The sequence below is a fragment of the Lacihabitans sp. CCS-44 genome (assembly GCF_024343735.1).
GTDB lineage: Bacteria > Bacteroidota > Bacteroidia > Cytophagales > Spirosomataceae > Leadbetterella.
In genome coordinates this window covers 122,622-140,385 of record NZ_RJUE01000052.1, presented here as the reverse complement: position 1 = coordinate 140,385, position 17,764 = coordinate 122,622, and the positions used below count along the sequence as shown (strand labels likewise).

Genomic DNA, 17,764 nt, shown 5'->3' with positions numbered 1-17,764 from the left:
GTTTGATGAATGGATTCTTGTCCATTCATCGATTTTTTTTAACAAATAAAGATGAATAGGTTTTTATTCTTAATTTTTACATTTTGTTTTTTGTCCTGCGGAAGTGGTTCTGAACCCACCGATGAAATTGATCCAATAGATACAGGGAAAGACAGAAAATTGGTGTTGACTCATTTGGCAGACGAAATCATTATACCAGCATACGCTAACTTTAAGGTTAAGTTTGACCTTATGCAATCTGCCTCAGAATCATTTGTTAACCAACCATCTGCAACCTCGCTTAGTAATTTTAGGGCTGCTTGGGTAAATGCTTACGTTGAATGGCAAAAAGTAGAACTGTTCGATTTTGGTCCAGCTGAGAAACAAACCATACGTAATTTTTATAATATTTACCCTGCCAATACCAAAGGCATTTCTGACAACATATTAGATGTTAGTTCGAACTTAGAAACGCCATCGAGCTATGCTATGCAAGGATTTCCTGCTTTAGACTTCCTACTGAATGGTGTTGGGAACAGTGATACAGAAATACTGACCTATTATCAAAACGTCTCAGAAGGAAACAAAAGACTGGCTTATATTAAGCGTTTGGTTGTCAGAATGAACAGCTTGCTCACCAAAGTAAGCGATGAATGGAACACCACTTATAGAGAAACTTTTATATCCAAAACCGGGCTTGACATTGGCTCTTCTACCTCGCTGATGGTCAATGGATTTGTGTTGCATTATGAGCGATTTATTCGCTCAGGAAAATTCGGAATACCATCGGGAGCAATGCTAAATGGCGTGGTTTCACCCGATAAAGTGGAGGCTTTTTACAAAAAAGATATTTCAAAAACGCTGGCTACCACCGCACACCAAGCCTACATAGATTTTTTTAATGGAAAATCTACCAAAACTGGAACAGAAGGGCCGTCTTTGAAAACCTACTTAAATGCCCTCAAAGCCATGGATAGTGCCACCGGAAAATCTTTGTCGGAATTGCTGAATACACAGTTTGGTTTGGCTTCTGCCCAAATTGACATTTTGAAACCTAACTTATTTGAAGAGGTAAAAACCAACAACCAAGCCATGATGGCCGTTTACAATGAAATGCAAAAGGCTGTCAGGATGCTTAAAGTAGACATGACCTCAGCCATGAGCATCACGATTACCTACACCGACAATGACGGCGACTGAAAAGTACTTTAACAAACTTAGTCCAGCAGCTCCATTGGCTGTATTCAGGATAGGATTTGGTTTTATGCTTTTGGCAAGTATTGTGCGGTTTTGGCAAAAAGGATGGATCACGGACTTGTACGTAACTCCGAAATATTTTTTTAACTATTATGGTTTTGAGTTTATAAAACCATTGGGCTCTTACACCTATATTTTATTTATTATTTGTGGATTGGCCGCCTTATTGGTGGCTATTGGCTTGTTTTATCGCTTTGCTGCGGTTTGTTTGTTTTTGAGTTTTACATATATCGAACTCATAGACAAAACCACTTACCTCAACCATTACTATTTTATTAGCTTGGTTTGTTTTTTGCTAATTTTTCTTCCTGCCCAGGTTTGTTTTTCAGTGGATGCTTTCAGAAAGGGTACCTTAAAAAAAGGATTTGTACCGCAGTGGAATGTGGACGTGTTGAAACTAATGATGGCCATAGTCTATATTTTTGCAGGCTTGGCCAAAATAAATAGCGATTGGTTGATACACGCCCAACCCTTGAAAATATGGCTTCCAGCACACAATGATATGCCTTTTATCGGCTTTTTGTTCAATTACGACTGGATTCCGTTTGTGTTTAGTTGGTTTGGTTGTCTGTATGATTTGAGTATTCCATTTTTTCTTTGGCAAAACAAAACCAGACCTTTTGCATATTTTGCTGTCATTGTGTTTCATATTCTTACAGCCATTTTGTTTCCGATCGGTATGTTTCCACACATCATGATTGTAGCGGCTTTGATATTTTTCTCTGCCGAATTCCATCAAAAAGTCCTTCAAACCATCTCCAAATTTTTGCATTTTTCACCTGATTTATTGACCTCAAAAGATATTTATTCTATTCCTAGATACCGTAAATGGATTTTTATGGTGTTTTTTGCATTTCAATTGCTCGTTCCATTTCGTTATCTATTGTATCCCTGTGAATTGTTTTGGACAGAAGAAGGCTATCGGTTTTCATGGAGGGTGATGTTGATGGAAAAAACGGGCTATACGCAGTTTACTATAAAAGACAGCGATGGAAAACAAATGGTGGTAAACAACAACCATTTCCTGACCACTTTACAGGAAAAAATGATGAGTACCCAAGCTGACATGATTTTGCAATACGCCCATATTTTAGAAAAATATTATGCAAAAAATGGTTTTAATGAGCCACAGGTATATGTTGATTCGTATGTATCTCTCAATGGAAGATTGGGCAAGCCTTTGGTCAGTCCAACTGTTGATTTGGCCAAACAAAAAGAATCGTTTTTTTACAAACAATGGATAACACCATTCAATGACAACATCAAAGGTTTTTAAGATTGTATTACTTTGTATTTTTACCTGCCAGGCTTTTGGTCAATTTCGGCTAAGTGGAATTGTAAAATTGGGAAACAGCAGTATGCCCATTGCTGATTGTAGGATTATTCTTAACGACGGTAAACCAAGCACAACCACGAATAAAGAAGGTTTTTTTGAGTTTAAAGAGCTTTCCAAAGGCAACTATTCACTGCAGACGTTGTCTGCCGGTTTAGCCAGTTTTAAAACCGACATTACAATTATCGATGCCAACGTAGAGATTGAAATCGTGTTGGATAGTCTAAGTAAAACTCTAGAGGAGGTAGTAGTAGTGCAGAAAAAGACCGATTTTGGTTTTACACGCATGCGTGCAGTGGAGAGCATGGGCATATATGAAGGAAAAAAGTCTGAAGTGATATTGCCAGAGCAACTGGTGGCAAATCTAGCCACCAACAATGCCCGTCAAGTCTTTTCTCGTGTAGCCGGGCTTAACATTTGGGAGAATGATGGGGCTGGTTTGCAGCTCAGTATTGGAGGTAGGGGATTGGACCCCAACCGCACCTCAAATTTCAATGTGAGGCAAAATGGCTATGACATCAGTGCCGATGCATTGGGCTATCCCGAGAGCTATTATACACCACCTATTGAGGCCGTTGGCAAAATACAGATAGTGCGAGGTGCGGCGTCTTTGCAATACGGCACACAGTTTGGTGGTTTGATAAATTTTGTCTTGAAAAAACCAGTTTTAGATAAGAAAATAGAACTTTTAGCACGCCAAAGTGTGGGTTCTTATGGATTTTATAATGGGTTTACAAGTGCGAGTGGTACCATAAAAAAGCGGAATGCCGTCCAATTCAGTTACTATACTTTTTTTCAATATAAAAGAGCCGATGGTTGGAGAGCAAATTCAGGTTTGAATAGCTATAATTACTATGCTGATGTGGATTATAATTTCTCCGAAAATACAAGTATTGGCCTTGATTTCACCCACAGCAACTATTTGGCACAACAGCCTGGTGGATTAACAGACCAAATGTTTGCCACTGACCCTAGGCAAACCAACCGCGAACGCAACTGGTTTAAAGTAAACTGGAATCTTTGGGCGGTGCATTTCGACCATAAATTTAATGCCGCAAACGAATTTAATTTAAGGCTTTTTGGACTTTCGGCTTATCGATACTCTTTGGGATTTAGACCCAACCGCGTGGCCAGCATAGATGACAATTCGGAACGAGATCTTATAAAAGGTGATTTTCTGAACTGGGGAGCGGAGGCCCGTTATCTCAAACGCTATTTTATAAAAGAAAAACTTTCGGTATTTTTAGCCGGTTCACGCTATTATAATGGTTTCAATCACAGTGTTCAGGGTTTAGGAAGCAAAGGTAAAAGTGCTGATTTTGAGTTTGTTAATATGCAAGAAGGAATAGCTAATGATTATAAATTCCCGAACAATAACGTCTCTCTTTTTGTAGAAAATATTTTTTATTTAAGCGACAAATTTTCAATAACGCCAGGAATTAGATACGAGTACATTCACACCAATGCCGATGGTTTTTATGGCAATATTTTGTTTGATTTGGCCGGAAATATTATTTCATCGAGCCGAACTAACGAAAAACGCACCAATACCCGAGACTTTGTTTTGGTAGGTGTTGGTTTGAGTTTCAAACCGACACCACATTTGGAAGCTTATGGTAACATTTCACAAAACTACCGATCTATTACCTTTAGTGATATGCGGATTGCAAATCCATCGTCGGTGATAGACCCCAACATGAAAGATGAGCGTGGTTATTCTGTTGATTTGGGACTTCGAACCTATGAAACCAGTTTGTATAATTTTGATATCAGTGCTTTTTATCTCAACTATAACAATCGTATTGGCGAAGTACAGTTTTATGACGCCAGCAACCGGGTTTTGCGTCGAAGAAGTAACATTGGTCAAGCAGTGATAATGGGCTTAGAATCTTACGCTGAGGCAGATTTTCTAAAATTGGCGAATCCAGAGAGTAAAAACCTGAGCGGAGTGTTATTTGTTAATTTGGCATTGATACACTCCAACTACAAAGCAAGTCAAATAGCCGGAATAGCAGGAAACCAAGTGGAATTTGTGCCAGCTATTAACCTTAAAAGCGGTGCCAGACTAAGCTATAAAAACCTAAAAACCTCCTTCCAATACTCCTATCTCTCTAACCAGTTTACAGAGGCCACCAATGCTATTGATGGCGGTGTATCGGCTGTAGTTGGCTTAATACCAGCTTATCATGTGATGGATTACAGTATTTCTTACGAAATAAAAAAATACAAAATAGAAGGGAATATAAACAACCTCACGAACAACATCTACTTTACTCGACGTGCCACGGGCTACCCAGGCCCAGGTATTTTGCCATCCGATGGTCGAGGATTCTTCTTGACGCTTTCAGTTAAGATATAGCTTATTTAAAAAGATTCTAAATAATATTTGGTTTTGATTAATTCGAAATATACTTTTGCGTATTATTTAAAATTAGTCTAAATAAATATAATGAAAAAAATAGTACTATTCCTATTTCTAGGGCACTCGGTATTGGCCCAAACGTCTCTCATTAAAGGCAAGGTATCCACATCAGATGGTAAACCCGCCGAGTTTGTAAATGTCATATTGAAAGGAACTACCAAAGGAACTATTGCCGATGCTGAGGGCAATTTCTCTTTAACTAACCTCAAGTCGGGTTCTTATACAGTTTTTGTAAGTTTTGTTGGTCTAAAATCGCAAACTCAAAAAGTAGAATTGAAAGATAGTGAAACCGCCACTTTGAATTTTACTTTACAAGAAGACGCCAATCAGTTACAAGAAGTATTGGTTATAGCCAATCCGAGCAAATATGTGACAGATTATCCTTCTATTTCATTGCGGTTGAAAACGCCACTTCTTGAAATACCACAAAATATCCAAGTAATTACCCGTCAAATTTTACAAGATCAGCAGATTTTTGATATGCAAGAGGGCGTAATTCGCAATGTGAGCGGTGCTACTCGCTCAGAGCATTGGGAAAACTACGCCAGAATAGTAATGCGTGGCTCAAGAATTGCGGCTTTCAGAAACGGCATGAACGTGACCGAAACTTGGGGGCCATTAAACGAAGACATGAGCATGGTGGAGCGTATAGAATTCGTAAAAGGACCAGCTGGTTTTATGTTGGCCAGTGGCGAACCTAGCGGTTTTTATAACGTTGTGACCAAAAAACCAACGGGTATCACAAAGTCGGAAGTTGGAATGACTATCGGTAGTTTCGGCACCTACAGGAATACTTTAGATTTTGATGGATTGTTGAGCAAAGATGGAAAAATCCAATATAGATTAAACCTGATGGGACAAACGAAAGGAACGCACCGCAAATTCGAGTTTAATAATCGCATTTCTGTCGCTCCAGTCCTGAAATTCCAGATTAACCCAAGAACTTCATTAACCACTGAATACACTTATCAATATGTAAACATGTCGCCGTTGGGTTCGGCTTATGCATATACCTCAGATGGCTTGGGCACATTATCAAAAGGCTTTTCTACTTTGGAGTCGAACATGACCCCAACCAAAATCAATGATCACTCGTTTATTGCCACGCTTTCTCACAGCATCAACGACAACTGGAAATTTACGGGTCAGTTGGCCTATTTACAGTTTAATCAGTTGGGCAGCAGTCTTTGGCCCAGTGCAATTAGTGGAGACACTTTAAAAAGAGCTGAGTCTGTTTGGGATATTTTGGGGCAAATACGAGTGGGACAGTTTTTTGTGAATGGCGATGCGACTACAGGAAAAATCAAACACAGGCTATTGGCTGGTGTGGATATGGGCGACAAAGACTTTTATCACGATTGGAATCAGGCAGGGGCCATTGTTGGAGCATCTCCTTTTATTGTTACAAGTCCAATTTATGGTCAGGTTCCTGCTGCAGCTTATCCAGTTTATAACAGAACTTTGGACGTAAAACAGAGAGGTGTTCATTACAATAATGTTTATACAGCTTTATATGCTCAAGACGAAATCAGGCTTATGAATGACAAATTAAGACTAACATTGGCAGGAAGATATACCACTACGGGGGACGAAGATCCGTGGTCAGGCTCGGTAGATGCTGGCAAATTTACACCAAGAGTAGGGCTTAGTTACTCTGTGAATAAAAACACGAGTGTTTATGCTGTTGTGGATGACTCTTTTATACCACAGGCTGGTGCTACTTTTGAAGGCAAAGAATTTGACCCAATTACTGGAACAAACAAAGAACTTGGGGTAAAAAGGGAATGGCTCAATGGCCGTTGGACGGCTTCGGCTTCCGTATATCAAATCACCAAAAATAATGTTCTAACGGGCGACCCAAACCATCAGTTTTTCTCTATTCAGTTGGGGCAAACGCAAACTTCAGGGATAGAATTTGACGTAAAAGGACAATTGTTTAGTGGGCTAGATGTTACACTAAACTATGCCTATACCGATGGGAAAGTAACAAAGGATACTGACGGAAAACAAGTAAATACACAAATACCCGGAACGGACAAAAGTATAGCCAATGCCTGGTTGAGCTACAGAGTACCTACAGGAAAAGTTGAAGGCTTGGGCTTTTCTTTGGGTGCTTCGCATGCAGGTGGACGCTCGGCTTGGTACGCCGAATATGACAAATCCATAGACCCAAGTATGCCATCCTACACAAGATTTGATGCCGCTACATCTTATCAGTTTGGAAAATTTGGCGTGGCTTTAAATGTCAACAACTTATTCAATGCGGATGTCTTTTCGGGAGCTTATTATTCGTGGAGCAAGTTCTATTATTACCAGACCGAAGCCCAAAGAAACTATCGTTTGAGCATCAACTATAAATTTTGATTTCAGAGACTTTCAAGAAAATTATCCAAAAAATTCACCTCTGGCTTGGTTGGGCTGGAGGTGTTTATATCAAGGTCAGATTCGGCAAATAAACGAAGTCTTTCTTATTTAATGTATATAAAGGAATATTGTAATGAATCGAAGTGGAGGCAATTAGTAAATCTGGGATAGAAGGTTTATGGCTAAGGGTAAATTTTTCACAAAGCTCAACAGATAAGTTAGAAATAGAAGTATTAATCGGAATAGAAGTGTAAAAGTTTAAGACCTTTTTTATTAAAGCAAGCTCTTTCTTGTCTCTAGCTCCAATCAAAAATTCAGCGGCTGTAATATCGCTGATGTAAATATTCTCGAAATTATGGATATAAATATCTTTTTTGATAGATTCATTTCCTCTATAAATTTCAATCAGAATGTTGGTATCAAAAATCACCATTTTCGAGACCAATTTTTTTCTCGAATCTCATTTAGAGAAGGAAAATCTTTGCCTTTGCCAAATTGTTCAAAAAGTTTCTCTAGATTCTGTTTTTTGGACTTTGGTAAGCTGGTTATTGAGTCTCTCACAGTAAAAATCACCTCTACTTCTTTACCAAACATATTTTTGGGTAAATCAATAGTATGGTTTTCTTCTGTTGGAAAAAATATTTCTTTATAAACACTCATTCTATCAGCATTTTATTTTTTACAAATATAAAAAAAATAATGAAGAAAATTATCCAAAAAATTCACCTCTGGCTCGGTTTATCCACTGGGCTGGTGGTGTTTATAATTAGCATAACAGGCTGCATTTACGCATTTCAGCAAGAAATTCAGGACGCCACTCAGCCATTTAGGTTTTCTGAGATTGAAAACAAACCCATTTTGCCTCCTTCTGTTTTTGAGAAACAGGCACGGAGCGTTTTACCCGAGGCACACCTTCATGCCATCAATTATCCCGCACAAGGCCGGAGTGTAGAAGCGATATTTTACAGTTTTGAGCCCGAACACTATTATATCATCTACATGAACCCCTACACAGCCAAGGTTTTGGAGATAGTGAATATGGAAAATGGCTTTTTCCATTGGATATTGGATGGTCACTTTTATCTATGGTTGCCGCCAGAAATAGGCCAGCCAGTTACCTCTTATGCCACTTTACTGTTTGTTTTTATGCTCATTTCGGGTATAGTGTTGTGGTGGCCAAAAAACAAATCTGCCGCTCGCCAACGCTTTTGGTTTCGATGGAAAGATATCACCAAATGGAAACGCAAAAACTACGATCTTCACAATATTTTAGGATTTTATAGTTCGTTTTTGTTGCTCATTATTGCAATAACAGGCATATTCTTCGGAATTCAATGGTTTACATACCTAATTTACAAAGCCGCTGGCGGAGAAAAAAAGCTTTTGTTCACTGAACCAGTTTCACAGAGAGCGATTGCGACAAATTTTAAAAAGCCAGCCACAGATTTGGTTTGGGAAAAAATGAAAAAAGAACACCCTGATGCAGTTTCACTAGAAGTACATACCATAGAGTCTGATTCGTCGGCCATTGGAGCAAATGTAAATACAAAAGAAGGCGTTTTTTGGAGTACCGATTACAGATATTTCGACCAGTATACTTTGAAAGAAATTCCTGCGGCTACTATTTATGGAAGGCTTAAAGATGCGGACACCGCCGACAAACTCATCAGAATGACTTACGATATTCACACAGGTGGAATATTAGGATTTGCAGGAAAGATATTGGCGTTTCTGCTTTCATTGGTAGCGGCGAGTTTGCCGGTTACGGGTTTTATGATTTGGTGGGGTAAACAAAAAAAGAATAAATTATGAATGACGAAGTTCTTATAAAAGCCCAAAGGATTCTCGATAAAAAAATTGAGGAAAAAGGATTAAGAAAAACCCAAGAACGCTACAAGATTTTGGCGGAAATTTATCAGCGTGAAGACCATGTAGAAATTGAGGAACTCTACAATGATATCATAATTCATAAATTTAACATCAGTAAAGCCACAGTGTATAATACGCTCGAGTTGCTTGTCGAAATTGGCTTAGTGACCAAACATCAATTTGGTCTCAAACACGCAGCAAGATATGAAAAAGCTTTTGGCCGAAAACAGCACAGCCATTTGATTTGTATTGATTGCAACAAAGTCTTTGAGTTTTGTGACCCACGTCTACAAAACATTCAAAATACACAAGAAGAATTCAGTGGTTTGGAAATCAAAGAACACTCCCTGACATTCTATGCCAAGTGCCACAGAAATGAATGTCAAAAGTAGATTCTGAATCTCGGATTTGTTATTTTTTGCAGTTAAATGAGACTTCTGTATCAGCCTGTCTTTCAATATCTTGAGAGATTCATGCTTTAACTTTCTTTGGCGAGAATTCCTTTCTCCACACTTTCATTTAGGAGGTTTTCTGCATAATTCCAAATGGACATCGAGCCATTTTTTATGGCCTTTTTCTTTTCATAAACTTTTTCATAACTGACATTGAACTCCGCCCAGGTGCCGCCATTATTTGAAGTATTCTGCAACAAAGGCTCTAATCTATCCATCGATTTGGCAAATTTGGCTTCATCGGTATTTCCTTCCTCAAATTCTTCCCAGATGGCTATGAACTCCTCTGCTTGTTCCGCTGGCAAAAGCCCAAATATTCGTTTGGCAGCCAAAAGTTCTTCTTCGGTGTTTGAATGACTCTTGGTCGTATCGTAAATAAATGTGTCCCCAGCATCAATTTCAACGATATCATGAATTAAAACCATCTTTACAACCTTTAGGATATCTATAGGTTTGTCCGAATGTTCGGCCAAAACTATGGCCATCATCGCCAAATGCCAACTGTGCTCCGCATCATTTTCATGCCTGTCACTGTTGAATAATTTGGTTTTGCGTTGAATGTATTTCAGCTTATCTATTTCTTTTATGAAGCTTATTTGTCTTAATAATTTGTCCATCAAGTTATACCTATTTTATTATCTCTAAATCTTTAAAGATAGATTTTGTGATTTCTTTTCTACAACTTCCAAAAGTAGGCGTATTGTTTTTTCTGTCTTGTAATAGACGGGTCGCGAAAAAATAGACTCCTTTTGAATTTTCTACATATCCCACCCACCAACCAGTATTTATTCCACCGTCTCTAGTCCAACCAGTTTTTGCCCTTATATCATATTCATTGGTTATCATCACCCTTTTTGCAATATCCATGTTTGTATTTGAGAAAGGTAAATTTCCATCATAAAGTTTTTTCAGGAATTCAACTTGATTCATAGGGGAAATTCCAAAATGTCCAAAGTTCCAAAAATCGGCGTCGCCCTGTGAAAGATTACCATTTCCATAATTACACTCATCTAAAAACTTTTTGTATTGATCCTTACCTATCTTTTTTGCCAATTCTACAAATACCCATCCAGCCGAAACTTCAAAAGCTTCTTTCACAGTCATATCGTGATAAATTTCAGGCCTATAGCCATATTTTACAGTGTCAGTGCTTCCTTGCCATTCTATTATGTCATTCTCGCTAGAAATCACCTTAGTTTCTAAAGCCACAAGTAAATTTATGATTTTAAAAGTAGAAGCTGGTAAGGTCTCTTTCTGAATTTCAATAGTGTCAGATACAATAAATTGGTTTTTAAGGTTATCGTAGACTACAATAGAGCCACCCACTCTGCAAGCTTCAAAGTATTTTTGAAATTCTGGTTTCAGTACAAAATTTCTGGCCTCAGAGCCTGTCTTGTGATTTCCCATCTTTTTATGAAAAATACAAGATATTAAAAAAACTATCGAAAAAAACAATATATTTAAATATTTTAAGCTCATCTGGAGGTTAGCAATAAATAAGTTCAAGAATAAATTTACTTTTAGAAAAGTCCTTTTGTTTATTTTTCATTAACTGCTTCCTTAAAATTATCATAATAAATAAAACCATTGGTAATGAGTCTATTATCGGTTGTAAAAATGGTACAGATTGGTAATCCAAATTTAGAGCCATCAGGAACAGTGCCAGTTGAAAGGAACTCCACGATGAAACGTCCGTCATCAGTTGAATAGCTTTGTATTATCTCATCATGAATATCTACAAACACTTGATGGAGTTTAGAGTATTTAGTAACAATCTGCTGTCTGGTTTGCCTTGCGATACTTTGATCTAAAGATGGGTCTTTAAATTCAGCAGTATTAGAATACATGTTTGCCATTTTCGACCATTCATGTTTGTTGAAATGTTCAAAATATTGATCTATTATTTTTTGATTATTAGAGGATTTCAAATCCGTCGATTTTTGCTTGTTGCAACCTAATAAAGTAATTGTTACGCATAATAATATCCAAAACGTTTTCATATTGCTTTTTATCTTGGTTATGTTTCAGAAAGGTTTAGTAAGAAAATCGCTTAATTTGTTTTAAATAATTAGATTGTAGATGGTTTTTTTAAGAAAAGTGTCTTTCAATTTACAAAAGCATTGATTTATATGCCAATTTTTTTAATAAAACATTGATTTAGTAGGCTATATTTTCATTAAAATGACAACAATATATGTTTCTGTCTAATTTTTTGAGCCATTCGTCTAATATTTGTTATTATCCATTCGACAGTCTATATTATTGAATAATTTTTATAGAAATAATACAAAATGTCATGGCTAAAAAATTACTTCCCTATTCCCTGATTCTTGTTCAAATCTTGATTTTCGGTTGTAGTAAAAAAATTACTGAACAGAAGAACCACGAACGCTTCAATCCAGTTACGCCACTTTCTGTTGGCTCATTTGCCAATCCTTCTTCGGCAGATTTTCCTTGGGTAAGATGGAATTTTCCGCCAGAAACGGCCGAAATAACCGAATTGGAAAAAGAATTAACAGAACTAAAAGCGGCAGGAATAGCTGGCGTAGAAATCGGTCAAGGTGGCGAGCCAACACTCAACCAGATTGAGGCGGTTTTGAAAAAAGCTAACGAAATAGGCATGAAAGTGAGTCTGAAATATAAAACGGGAGCTCCAATTCCTGGCAACTTTTCGGCAAAACATGATTATGTAAGAAAAACGCTTTCGGCTACCGATACGCTTCTTGTGGGTGGAAAAGTTTTCAACGATACCCTGCAAGGAAAAGGCACGATTCTTTCGGTACAGGCATATAAAGTGACGAAATCGCCCGAAAAAGGCTCAAAGCTAATGACGATTGACCATTCGTCGGCCATAGTTTTGACTGATAAAATTTCCCAAACAAATACTGCTGGATTTTTCGGTGGTTCAACTAAGGGTCACTTAAATTGGGCAGCCCCAGCAGGAAATGACACTTGGGTTTTGATTACGTTTAGAATGCAAACCGTTGACCCTCAACCCGAAGTTTTTAGTTTGGAAGGAACAGACTTGCTGATTGCGGGCTACGAATCTTATTGGACGGAAAGCATCAAAAATCTTCTGAAACAGAATGGCGGAGGTGATATTTTTGTGGATTCTCACTCAATTGATGGCTTTGGAGCTCCAAGCGATGTTTGGAGTAGCAATATGACCCAAGAATTTAAGTCAAAAACAGGCTATGATTTGATTGAGCATTTGCCAGCTTTGATTGATGCAGGCATCGACCGAGTTTGGGGTCGCCAAGGTGCAGGTTTGGATATTGAGCATTATTACACATATAGCAGCAAAACTGACACCAGAGTTCGTGCCGACTATAACAAAGTCAGAACCGATATGTTTGTGGAATACCGCATCAAACCGTTTACGACTTGGGCAAATAAATACAATTTGGCATTGCGACTTCAACCCGAAGATGTACCAACCGTAAATACGCCCGACCAGTTGGACGTAACTTATCACCTCGACCGCCCAGAACACGAAACTTTGGCTTCTGGCGACCAAATAGATGTTTATCGCCCAATGGCATCAGCCAACCATATCAGTGGAAATACTTGGTATTCAAATGAATTGGCGGCGGCACGTTCACTCAACTACGTTCAGACTTTTCAAGATATTATTGTCAGAATGAATAAAAACTTTGCCAGCGGACAAACCAAAGGCGTGTATCACGTTTATCCCTATTCATCAAATCCAAAATCGGTTTGGCCAGGGTACAATACTTTTGCCGAAGGAAACTTTGCCAATTCGTGGGGGCCAAGAAACCCGATTTGGTTTACGGAAGCCAAAAATATCAATACTTGGATGGCCAGAAACGAACAAGTTTTGAAACAAGGTACGGCCAAAATAGATATAGCCGTTTATATGCAAAATTATTCGTTCCCTGCTCCTTTTGTGGCAGGAAAAGGCAATATTAGATTTTGGAACGACCTCACACTTCAAGAAGAAGGCTTCACTTGGGACTACCTCAACCCAACACTTTTGAATTTACCTCAAGTTTCGGTCTCAAACAATCGTCTTTATGAAGATGGCCCTGCATATAAGGCATTTATACTGAATGGATTTATACAATCGGCTGCCAATTTTAATCCTGCAAAAAATACTTTGCCCGTAGCAACTGCTCAAAAGATTTTAGATTTTGCAAAAAAAGGACTTCCTGTAATTATCGTTGGGCAATTACCTGCAAATACCCCTGGCAATACGCCTTCGGAAGATGCAAAATTGCAAGCAATTTTAGCAGATTTATTGCTTCAAAAAACTGTTCATAAAGCAAATACAGAGGCCGAAGTGCCAAAATTATTGAAATCTTTGGGTATTTTGCCAGCATCAAATCCTGAAAAGCCATCGAATTTGATGACCATGCGACGTCATGATAAAAAGACCCAAACGGATTATTATTTTCTCTATAATCAGGGTGACGACCAAATACCAGCAATGCCAAATGCTCCCGAGGAAAGATACAAAGGACTAACCACTACCCCAGGCAATGTTTTTGAAGAACCAAAAACTATCAGAGTAAAAGGCTTGAATTATGGTACAAAAATAGGCTCACCACTAAATACAAAAGTCACGTTAGAAGGCTCAGGTCAACCATTTTTATTGAATGCCTCATCGGGTGAAATAACGCCAATAGCTCAATATACAACTGACGGAAAGCATGTTACAATTGCTATCAATTTGGCGGTTGATGAATCAATCTTAGTAGGAATTACTAAAAATCCTGCTCAATTGGGTTTTGGTTCAACCGACGTTTTTGTAACAACAACCGATGCCGAAGGCGTGAGTAAATCAGCCAATGGAGCATTAAATATCATTACTTCAAAAGCAGGTAATTTCACCACGAAATTAAGCAACGGACAAACTATAAAAACCACCATTGCAACTCCATCAGAAAAAATAGACCTCACCCAAGCGGCGTGGAATTTGAAAGTTGAAGATTGGCAACCACAAAACAAATACGGCACAACGGGAGCAGCAGGAGCAGAAACTTCAAAGGCGGTTATCAATCTTAATTTGAATGCATTAAAAGCTTGGCCAGACATCGAAGAATTGAAAAATGTTTCGGGCGTGGGTACTTACACCTATATACTAAACCTACCAAGCAATTGGAATAGTGCAAGCAATGGAGCGACTCTCTGCCTCGGACAAGTTGTGGATGCTTTTACGCTAAAAATAAATGACCAAATGGTGCCAATAGACCAAATAAGTGCCAAAGCTGATTTGGGAAGCACTTTGAAAGCAGGCGAAAATAAAATTGAGGTAAGGGTTTCTACTACATTGAACAACAGACTGTTTACACTTAGCAAACCAGTTGCCGACCGAGGAATTATACAAGAATATGGCTTAGTTGGGCCTGTTATTTTTCAGCCTTATAGTAAGGTGGTAGTTTGGGGGAAATAAAGGTTCATTTCTTTTCTGGAGAACTGCTGTAAATCCTTTACTTTAGTATTTTTTTGCTAAAGTAAAGGTAATATCAGATTTCACGGATTCCTCAATATCTTTTCCATTTTGCGGCCATTTGCCAATTCATCCACCAATTTATCTAAATATCTCACTTTTTGCATCAGTGGATTTTCAATTTCCTCAATGCGATAGCCGCAAATTAGACCAGTTATCAAGCTTGCATTTGGGTGTAAATTGGCCTCAGCAAAGAAAGTTTCAAAAGTAACTTTTGCCTCAATTAATTCTTGGATTTTAGCATCATCAAATCCTGTCAACCAAGTGATAACTTGGTGCAATTCTTCCACTGTTTTACCTTTTCTGACGACTTTTGTCACATAATGTGGATAAACAGAGCCAAACGTCATGCTGGCCATTCGTTTATTGTGCGTGTCGGAGACGTTCATATATTTTATTTTAGGTTTTATTTTGAATTAAACAATAAGCTTATGATAAATTTAAAACAAAAACGTTACCTAGACAAACAGAGTTTATTAGAAATATTTTTGATGGGTTATTTTGCTTAGATTTTATTGGTTTAATGTAAATATATTTACGTTCTAGAGAAACTTTAAACACACGCCAAGGTCTATCTTTCCCGATAAAAGCGGTATCCTGTAGAATTTTCACTAAATCAATCTCATCCAGCAATAGAAACTCCAATCAACTTCCCAATACCAAAAGTAATAGCGGCTGCTAAAAGTCCAAATATCACTTGTCGAAATCCAGAATACCAAACACTTTTGCCTGTAAATAAGGTAATTACACCGCCAATAAAAAATAAGCCAATTGCACTAAAAGCTGCACTCAAAAGTACTGCTTGCATTCCACCCAAAAAGAAAAATGGACTAACTGGTAAAATAGCCCCGATTGCAAACATCACAAACGAAGATATGGCGGCTTCCATGGCTGAGCCTTGTAAATCATCACCATTTATACCCAGTTCTTCTTTTATCAATATGGCATGGGCTTTTTCTTTGTCAAGCATGGTTTCCTTAGCCATTTGTTTGGCTTGTTCTTCTGAAACACCCTTGGTTTGAAAAATCAAAGCCAATTCACGTTCCTCTCCAGCAGGATTGGTCTCGAGTTCATCCATCTCCAAATCCATTTGGTTTTCGTACAATTCTTGTGAACTTTTCACCGAAATCCATTCTCCAAGAGCCATAGACAACGCCCCTGCCAAAAGTCCCGCCAATCCAGTTAGCAATACTTCCTTTTGGCCGTTGGTGGCACCTGCAATACCCATCACCAAGCTAAAATTAGAAACCAAGCCGTCGTTTCCACCCAAAACAGCCGCACGCAATGCATTTCCTCCAACGGAACGGTGTTGTTTTTCAAACCTCGCCAAACTTGGTCCAGAAATATCTTTGTTACCCTGAAGAACATTTTTCAAAATAGAAACATGAGCAGTATCCGATATTGACTCGGCAGAATTGTATTGTTTACGGGCATTCTTTACTGAATTGGCAATCGATTTTTCAGTATCTAACAAAACTCCTAGAATGTAATCGTACCCAAAGACTTTTCCTATAAAATTCAAGAATTTAGCTCTTCCTGACGGTTTCGGAAAAACAGAAGTATCCATGCCGTTTTTCTCCATAAAAGCCACTGCATGAGAGTGCTCTATCTTGCTCATTTCCTTAAAAACCTTCGCTACATTCGGGTCTTCTTCATGCTGAGCCAAGACATCATATAAATAACTGGCATCTACTTCTATTTGGATGTTTTTTAGGGTGGGCATATTCTTGATTGTTGATATTTAGGTTAAATTTAACTCTTATTTGCTAATCAAACGACAAAAAAGTGAAATGAAATTGACTTCATTTTTTGTTTAATTAAAACAAGTTTATCAAATTTATAATGTACTTTGAAAGGAGATAAATCAATACAGATTCAATGGAGTATATTACAATTTTACAATAAAATGGAGATGAAAAATGCCAACCAAAAACCAATAAAGCCCAAAGCTGAAAAGTTTCCCAAACAAAATACTGCATCAGTTAATGCTTTGGAAGAAAAACATCAAAAAGCTAACGATTTTATTAGAAAAGTTAAATTAACATTTTGATAAAAATGAAGAAATTATAAAATATAAAAATGTTGAGGAATTTGCCGCTGCAAAGCTCAAAGAGGCGACTGAAAGCCTGAAAAATGTTGATTTAAGTACGCCCTAAATCAAGTTTTGTTCAAAAGAATGAATTTTATTAGAGGGTCGACTAATTATTTTTATTGTCAAATTAACCAGGAATTAACATAAAGGTTATTTCGAAGTGAAAATTCGCACAGGAAAAGGAAAATTCGATATAGTAAAATATTTTCTTATTTACTTCCTGAAATCATCAATGTTAAAATTAGATTTATTCAAATCTCTACCGCAATGCTTACAAATAAGAGCAGCTGGTTTAACAAACTCGGCACAATAGGGGCATTTCTTTGTGTCACCATTTCTAATATTTTTAGCATTTTGATTATCAGATGAAAAGAAGGCAATAAGTAAGCCAATTGGACCCAAAACAATGCCTAAAATAAAGCCAAAACAACCACTATTACCCTTTCCACTGGAAATCATAGCCCCTACAATTCCTAAGCAAATCCAAATAATTATAAACATAATAAGCTCTATTTTTTTATGACTT

General features: G+C 37.7%; 16 protein-coding genes. 8 read left to right on the top strand and 8 right to left on the bottom strand.

Annotated features, from left to right (window positions below):
* The first annotated feature begins 51 nt into the window (after positions 1-51).
* The 4 genes from EGI26_RS08135 to EGI26_RS08120 all read left to right on the top strand — a co-directional run bounded on the left by EGI26_RS08135 (position 52) and on the right by EGI26_RS08120 (position 7,355).
* Positions 52-1,179, top strand: a complete 1,128-nt coding sequence (locus EGI26_RS08135) for an imelysin family protein (protein WP_255077633.1) — start codon at positions 52-54, stop codon at positions 1,177-1,179.
* A complete protein-coding gene (locus EGI26_RS08130; protein ID WP_255077632.1) occupies positions 1,166-2,512 on the top strand; it encodes an HTTM domain-containing protein in 1,347 nt (448 codons plus the stop codon). Before EGI26_RS08135 ends, EGI26_RS08130 begins: the two co-directional genes overlap by 14 nt.
* Entirely contained in the window at positions 2,490-4,928 is a 2,439-nt protein-coding gene (locus EGI26_RS08125) for a TonB-dependent receptor domain-containing protein (protein WP_255077631.1), read from the top strand. Before EGI26_RS08130 ends, EGI26_RS08125 begins: the two co-directional genes overlap by 23 nt.
* Before the next feature lie 90 nt (positions 4,929-5,018).
* Positions 5,019-7,355 carry a TonB-dependent receptor gene (locus tag EGI26_RS08120; RefSeq protein ID WP_255077630.1) on the top strand — a complete coding sequence of 779 codons (2,337 nt, stop codon included), beginning with the start codon at positions 5,019-5,021 and terminating at the stop codon, positions 7,353-7,355.
* Positions 7,356-7,419: 64 nt separating this feature from the next.
* On the opposite strand, the gene EGI26_RS08115 is transcribed toward EGI26_RS08120, so the two are convergent.
* Both EGI26_RS08115 and EGI26_RS08110 read right to left on the bottom strand, forming a co-directional pair.
* Entirely contained in the window at positions 7,420-7,788 is a 369-nt protein-coding gene (locus tag EGI26_RS08115) for a type II toxin-antitoxin system VapC family toxin (RefSeq protein ID WP_255077629.1), read from the bottom strand.
* Positions 7,782-8,015, bottom strand: a complete 234-nt coding sequence (locus EGI26_RS08110; RefSeq protein WP_255077628.1) for a hypothetical protein — start codon at positions 8,013-8,015, stop codon at positions 7,782-7,784. The genes EGI26_RS08115 and EGI26_RS08110 overlap by 7 nt, the downstream gene beginning before the upstream one ends.
* Positions 8,016-8,054: 39 nt before the next feature.
* Here EGI26_RS08110 and EGI26_RS08105 point away from each other — a divergent pair, with 39 nt between their 5' ends.
* Both EGI26_RS08105 and EGI26_RS08100 read left to right on the top strand, forming a co-directional pair.
* Positions 8,055-9,167: a PepSY domain-containing protein gene (locus EGI26_RS08105; protein WP_255077627.1), complete on the top strand. Its 1,113-nt coding sequence runs from the start codon at positions 8,055-8,057 to the stop codon at positions 9,165-9,167.
* Positions 9,164-9,616 (top strand): Fur family transcriptional regulator, encoded by a 453-nt coding sequence (locus EGI26_RS08100; RefSeq protein ID WP_255077626.1) that lies wholly within the window; start codon positions 9,164-9,166, stop codon positions 9,614-9,616. Before EGI26_RS08105 ends, EGI26_RS08100 begins: the two co-directional genes overlap by 4 nt.
* A gap of 86 nt (positions 9,617-9,702) precedes the next feature.
* Here EGI26_RS08100 and EGI26_RS08095 read toward each other — a convergent pair whose 3' ends face one another.
* The 3 genes from EGI26_RS08095 to EGI26_RS08085 are packed head-to-tail and all read right to left on the bottom strand — an operon-like array spanning position 9,703 to position 11,676.
* On the bottom strand, positions 9,703-10,293 hold the full coding sequence (locus tag EGI26_RS08095) for an HD family hydrolase (RefSeq protein WP_255077625.1): 591 nt from the start codon (positions 10,291-10,293) through the stop codon (positions 9,703-9,705).
* A gap of 10 nt (positions 10,294-10,303) precedes the next feature.
* A complete protein-coding gene (locus EGI26_RS08090) occupies positions 10,304-11,155 on the bottom strand; it encodes a penicillin-binding transpeptidase domain-containing protein (protein ID WP_409035359.1) in 852 nt (283 codons plus the stop codon).
* 59 nt (positions 11,156-11,214) lie between these two features.
* Complete coding sequence (locus EGI26_RS08085; RefSeq protein WP_255077623.1) at positions 11,215-11,676, bottom strand: nuclear transport factor 2 family protein; 462 nt, start codon at positions 11,674-11,676, stop codon at positions 11,215-11,217.
* A gap of 296 nt (positions 11,677-11,972) precedes the next feature.
* Here EGI26_RS08085 and EGI26_RS08080 point away from each other — a divergent pair, with 296 nt between their 5' ends.
* Positions 11,973-15,089 (top strand): glycosyl hydrolase, encoded by a 3,117-nt coding sequence (locus EGI26_RS08080; protein WP_255077622.1) that lies wholly within the window; start codon positions 11,973-11,975, stop codon positions 15,087-15,089.
* 80 nt (positions 15,090-15,169) lie between these two features.
* Here EGI26_RS08080 and EGI26_RS08075 read toward each other — a convergent pair whose 3' ends face one another.
* A complete protein-coding gene (locus EGI26_RS08075; protein WP_255077621.1) occupies positions 15,170-15,535 on the bottom strand; it encodes a DUF2200 domain-containing protein in 366 nt (121 codons plus the stop codon).
* 233 nt (positions 15,536-15,768) lie between these two features.
* Positions 15,769-16,869, bottom strand: coding sequence for a VIT1/CCC1 transporter family protein (locus EGI26_RS08070; RefSeq protein ID WP_255077620.1), 1,101 nt, complete (start codon positions 16,867-16,869; stop codon positions 15,769-15,771).
* 126 nt (positions 16,870-16,995) lie between these two features.
* On the opposite strand from EGI26_RS08070, the gene EGI26_RS08065 reads away from it, so the two are divergent.
* Positions 16,996-17,196, top strand: a complete 201-nt coding sequence (locus tag EGI26_RS08065) for a hypothetical protein (protein ID WP_255077619.1) — start codon at positions 16,996-16,998, stop codon at positions 17,194-17,196.
* Positions 17,197-17,451: 255 nt separating this feature from the next.
* On the opposite strand, the gene EGI26_RS08060 is transcribed toward EGI26_RS08065, so the two are convergent.
* Positions 17,452-17,739 (bottom strand): zinc ribbon domain-containing protein, encoded by a 288-nt coding sequence (locus EGI26_RS08060; protein ID WP_255077618.1) that lies wholly within the window; start codon positions 17,737-17,739, stop codon positions 17,452-17,454.
* Positions 17,740-17,764 lie beyond the last annotated feature (25 nt).

What these genes read in the sequence shown, in the direction of transcription:
- EGI26_RS08135 (WP_255077633.1), top strand. Translation starts at nt 52, where the DNA reads ATGAATAGGTTTTTATTCTTAATTTTTACATTTTGTTTTTTGTCCTGC.
- EGI26_RS08130 (WP_255077632.1), top strand. Translation starts at nt 1,166, where the DNA reads ATGACGGCGACTGAAAAGTACTTTAACAAACTTAGTCCAGCAGCTCCA.
- EGI26_RS08125 (WP_255077631.1), top strand. Translation starts at nt 2,490, where the DNA reads ATGACAACATCAAAGGTTTTTAAGATTGTATTACTTTGTATTTTTACC.
- EGI26_RS08120 (WP_255077630.1), top strand. Translation starts at nt 5,019, where the DNA reads ATGAAAAAAATAGTACTATTCCTATTTCTAGGGCACTCGGTATTGGCC.
- EGI26_RS08115 (WP_255077629.1), bottom strand. Translation starts at nt 7,788, where the DNA reads ATGGTGATTTTTGATACCAACATTCTGATTGAAATTTATAGAGGAAAT.
- EGI26_RS08110 (WP_255077628.1), bottom strand. Translation starts at nt 8,015, where the DNA reads ATGAGTGTTTATAAAGAAATATTTTTTCCAACAGAAGAAAACCATACT.
- EGI26_RS08105 (WP_255077627.1), top strand. Translation starts at nt 8,055, where the DNA reads ATGAAGAAAATTATCCAAAAAATTCACCTCTGGCTCGGTTTATCCACT.
- EGI26_RS08100 (WP_255077626.1), top strand. Translation starts at nt 9,164, where the DNA reads ATGAATGACGAAGTTCTTATAAAAGCCCAAAGGATTCTCGATAAAAAA.
- EGI26_RS08095 (WP_255077625.1), bottom strand. Translation starts at nt 10,293, where the DNA reads ATGGACAAATTATTAAGACAAATAAGCTTCATAAAAGAAATAGATAAG.
- EGI26_RS08090 (WP_409035359.1), bottom strand. Translation starts at nt 11,155, where the DNA reads ATGAGCTTAAAATATTTAAATATATTGTTTTTTTCGATAGTTTTTTTA.
- EGI26_RS08085 (WP_255077623.1), bottom strand. Translation starts at nt 11,676, where the DNA reads ATGAAAACGTTTTGGATATTATTATGCGTAACAATTACTTTATTAGGT.
- EGI26_RS08080 (WP_255077622.1), top strand. Translation starts at nt 11,973, where the DNA reads ATGGCTAAAAAATTACTTCCCTATTCCCTGATTCTTGTTCAAATCTTG.
- EGI26_RS08075 (WP_255077621.1), bottom strand. Translation starts at nt 15,535, where the DNA reads ATGAACGTCTCCGACACGCACAATAAACGAATGGCCAGCATGACGTTT.
- EGI26_RS08070 (WP_255077620.1), bottom strand. Translation starts at nt 16,869, where the DNA reads ATGCCCACCCTAAAAAACATCCAAATAGAAGTAGATGCCAGTTATTTA.
- EGI26_RS08060 (WP_255077618.1), bottom strand. Translation starts at nt 17,739, where the DNA reads ATGTTTATAATTATTTGGATTTGCTTAGGAATTGTAGGGGCTATGATT.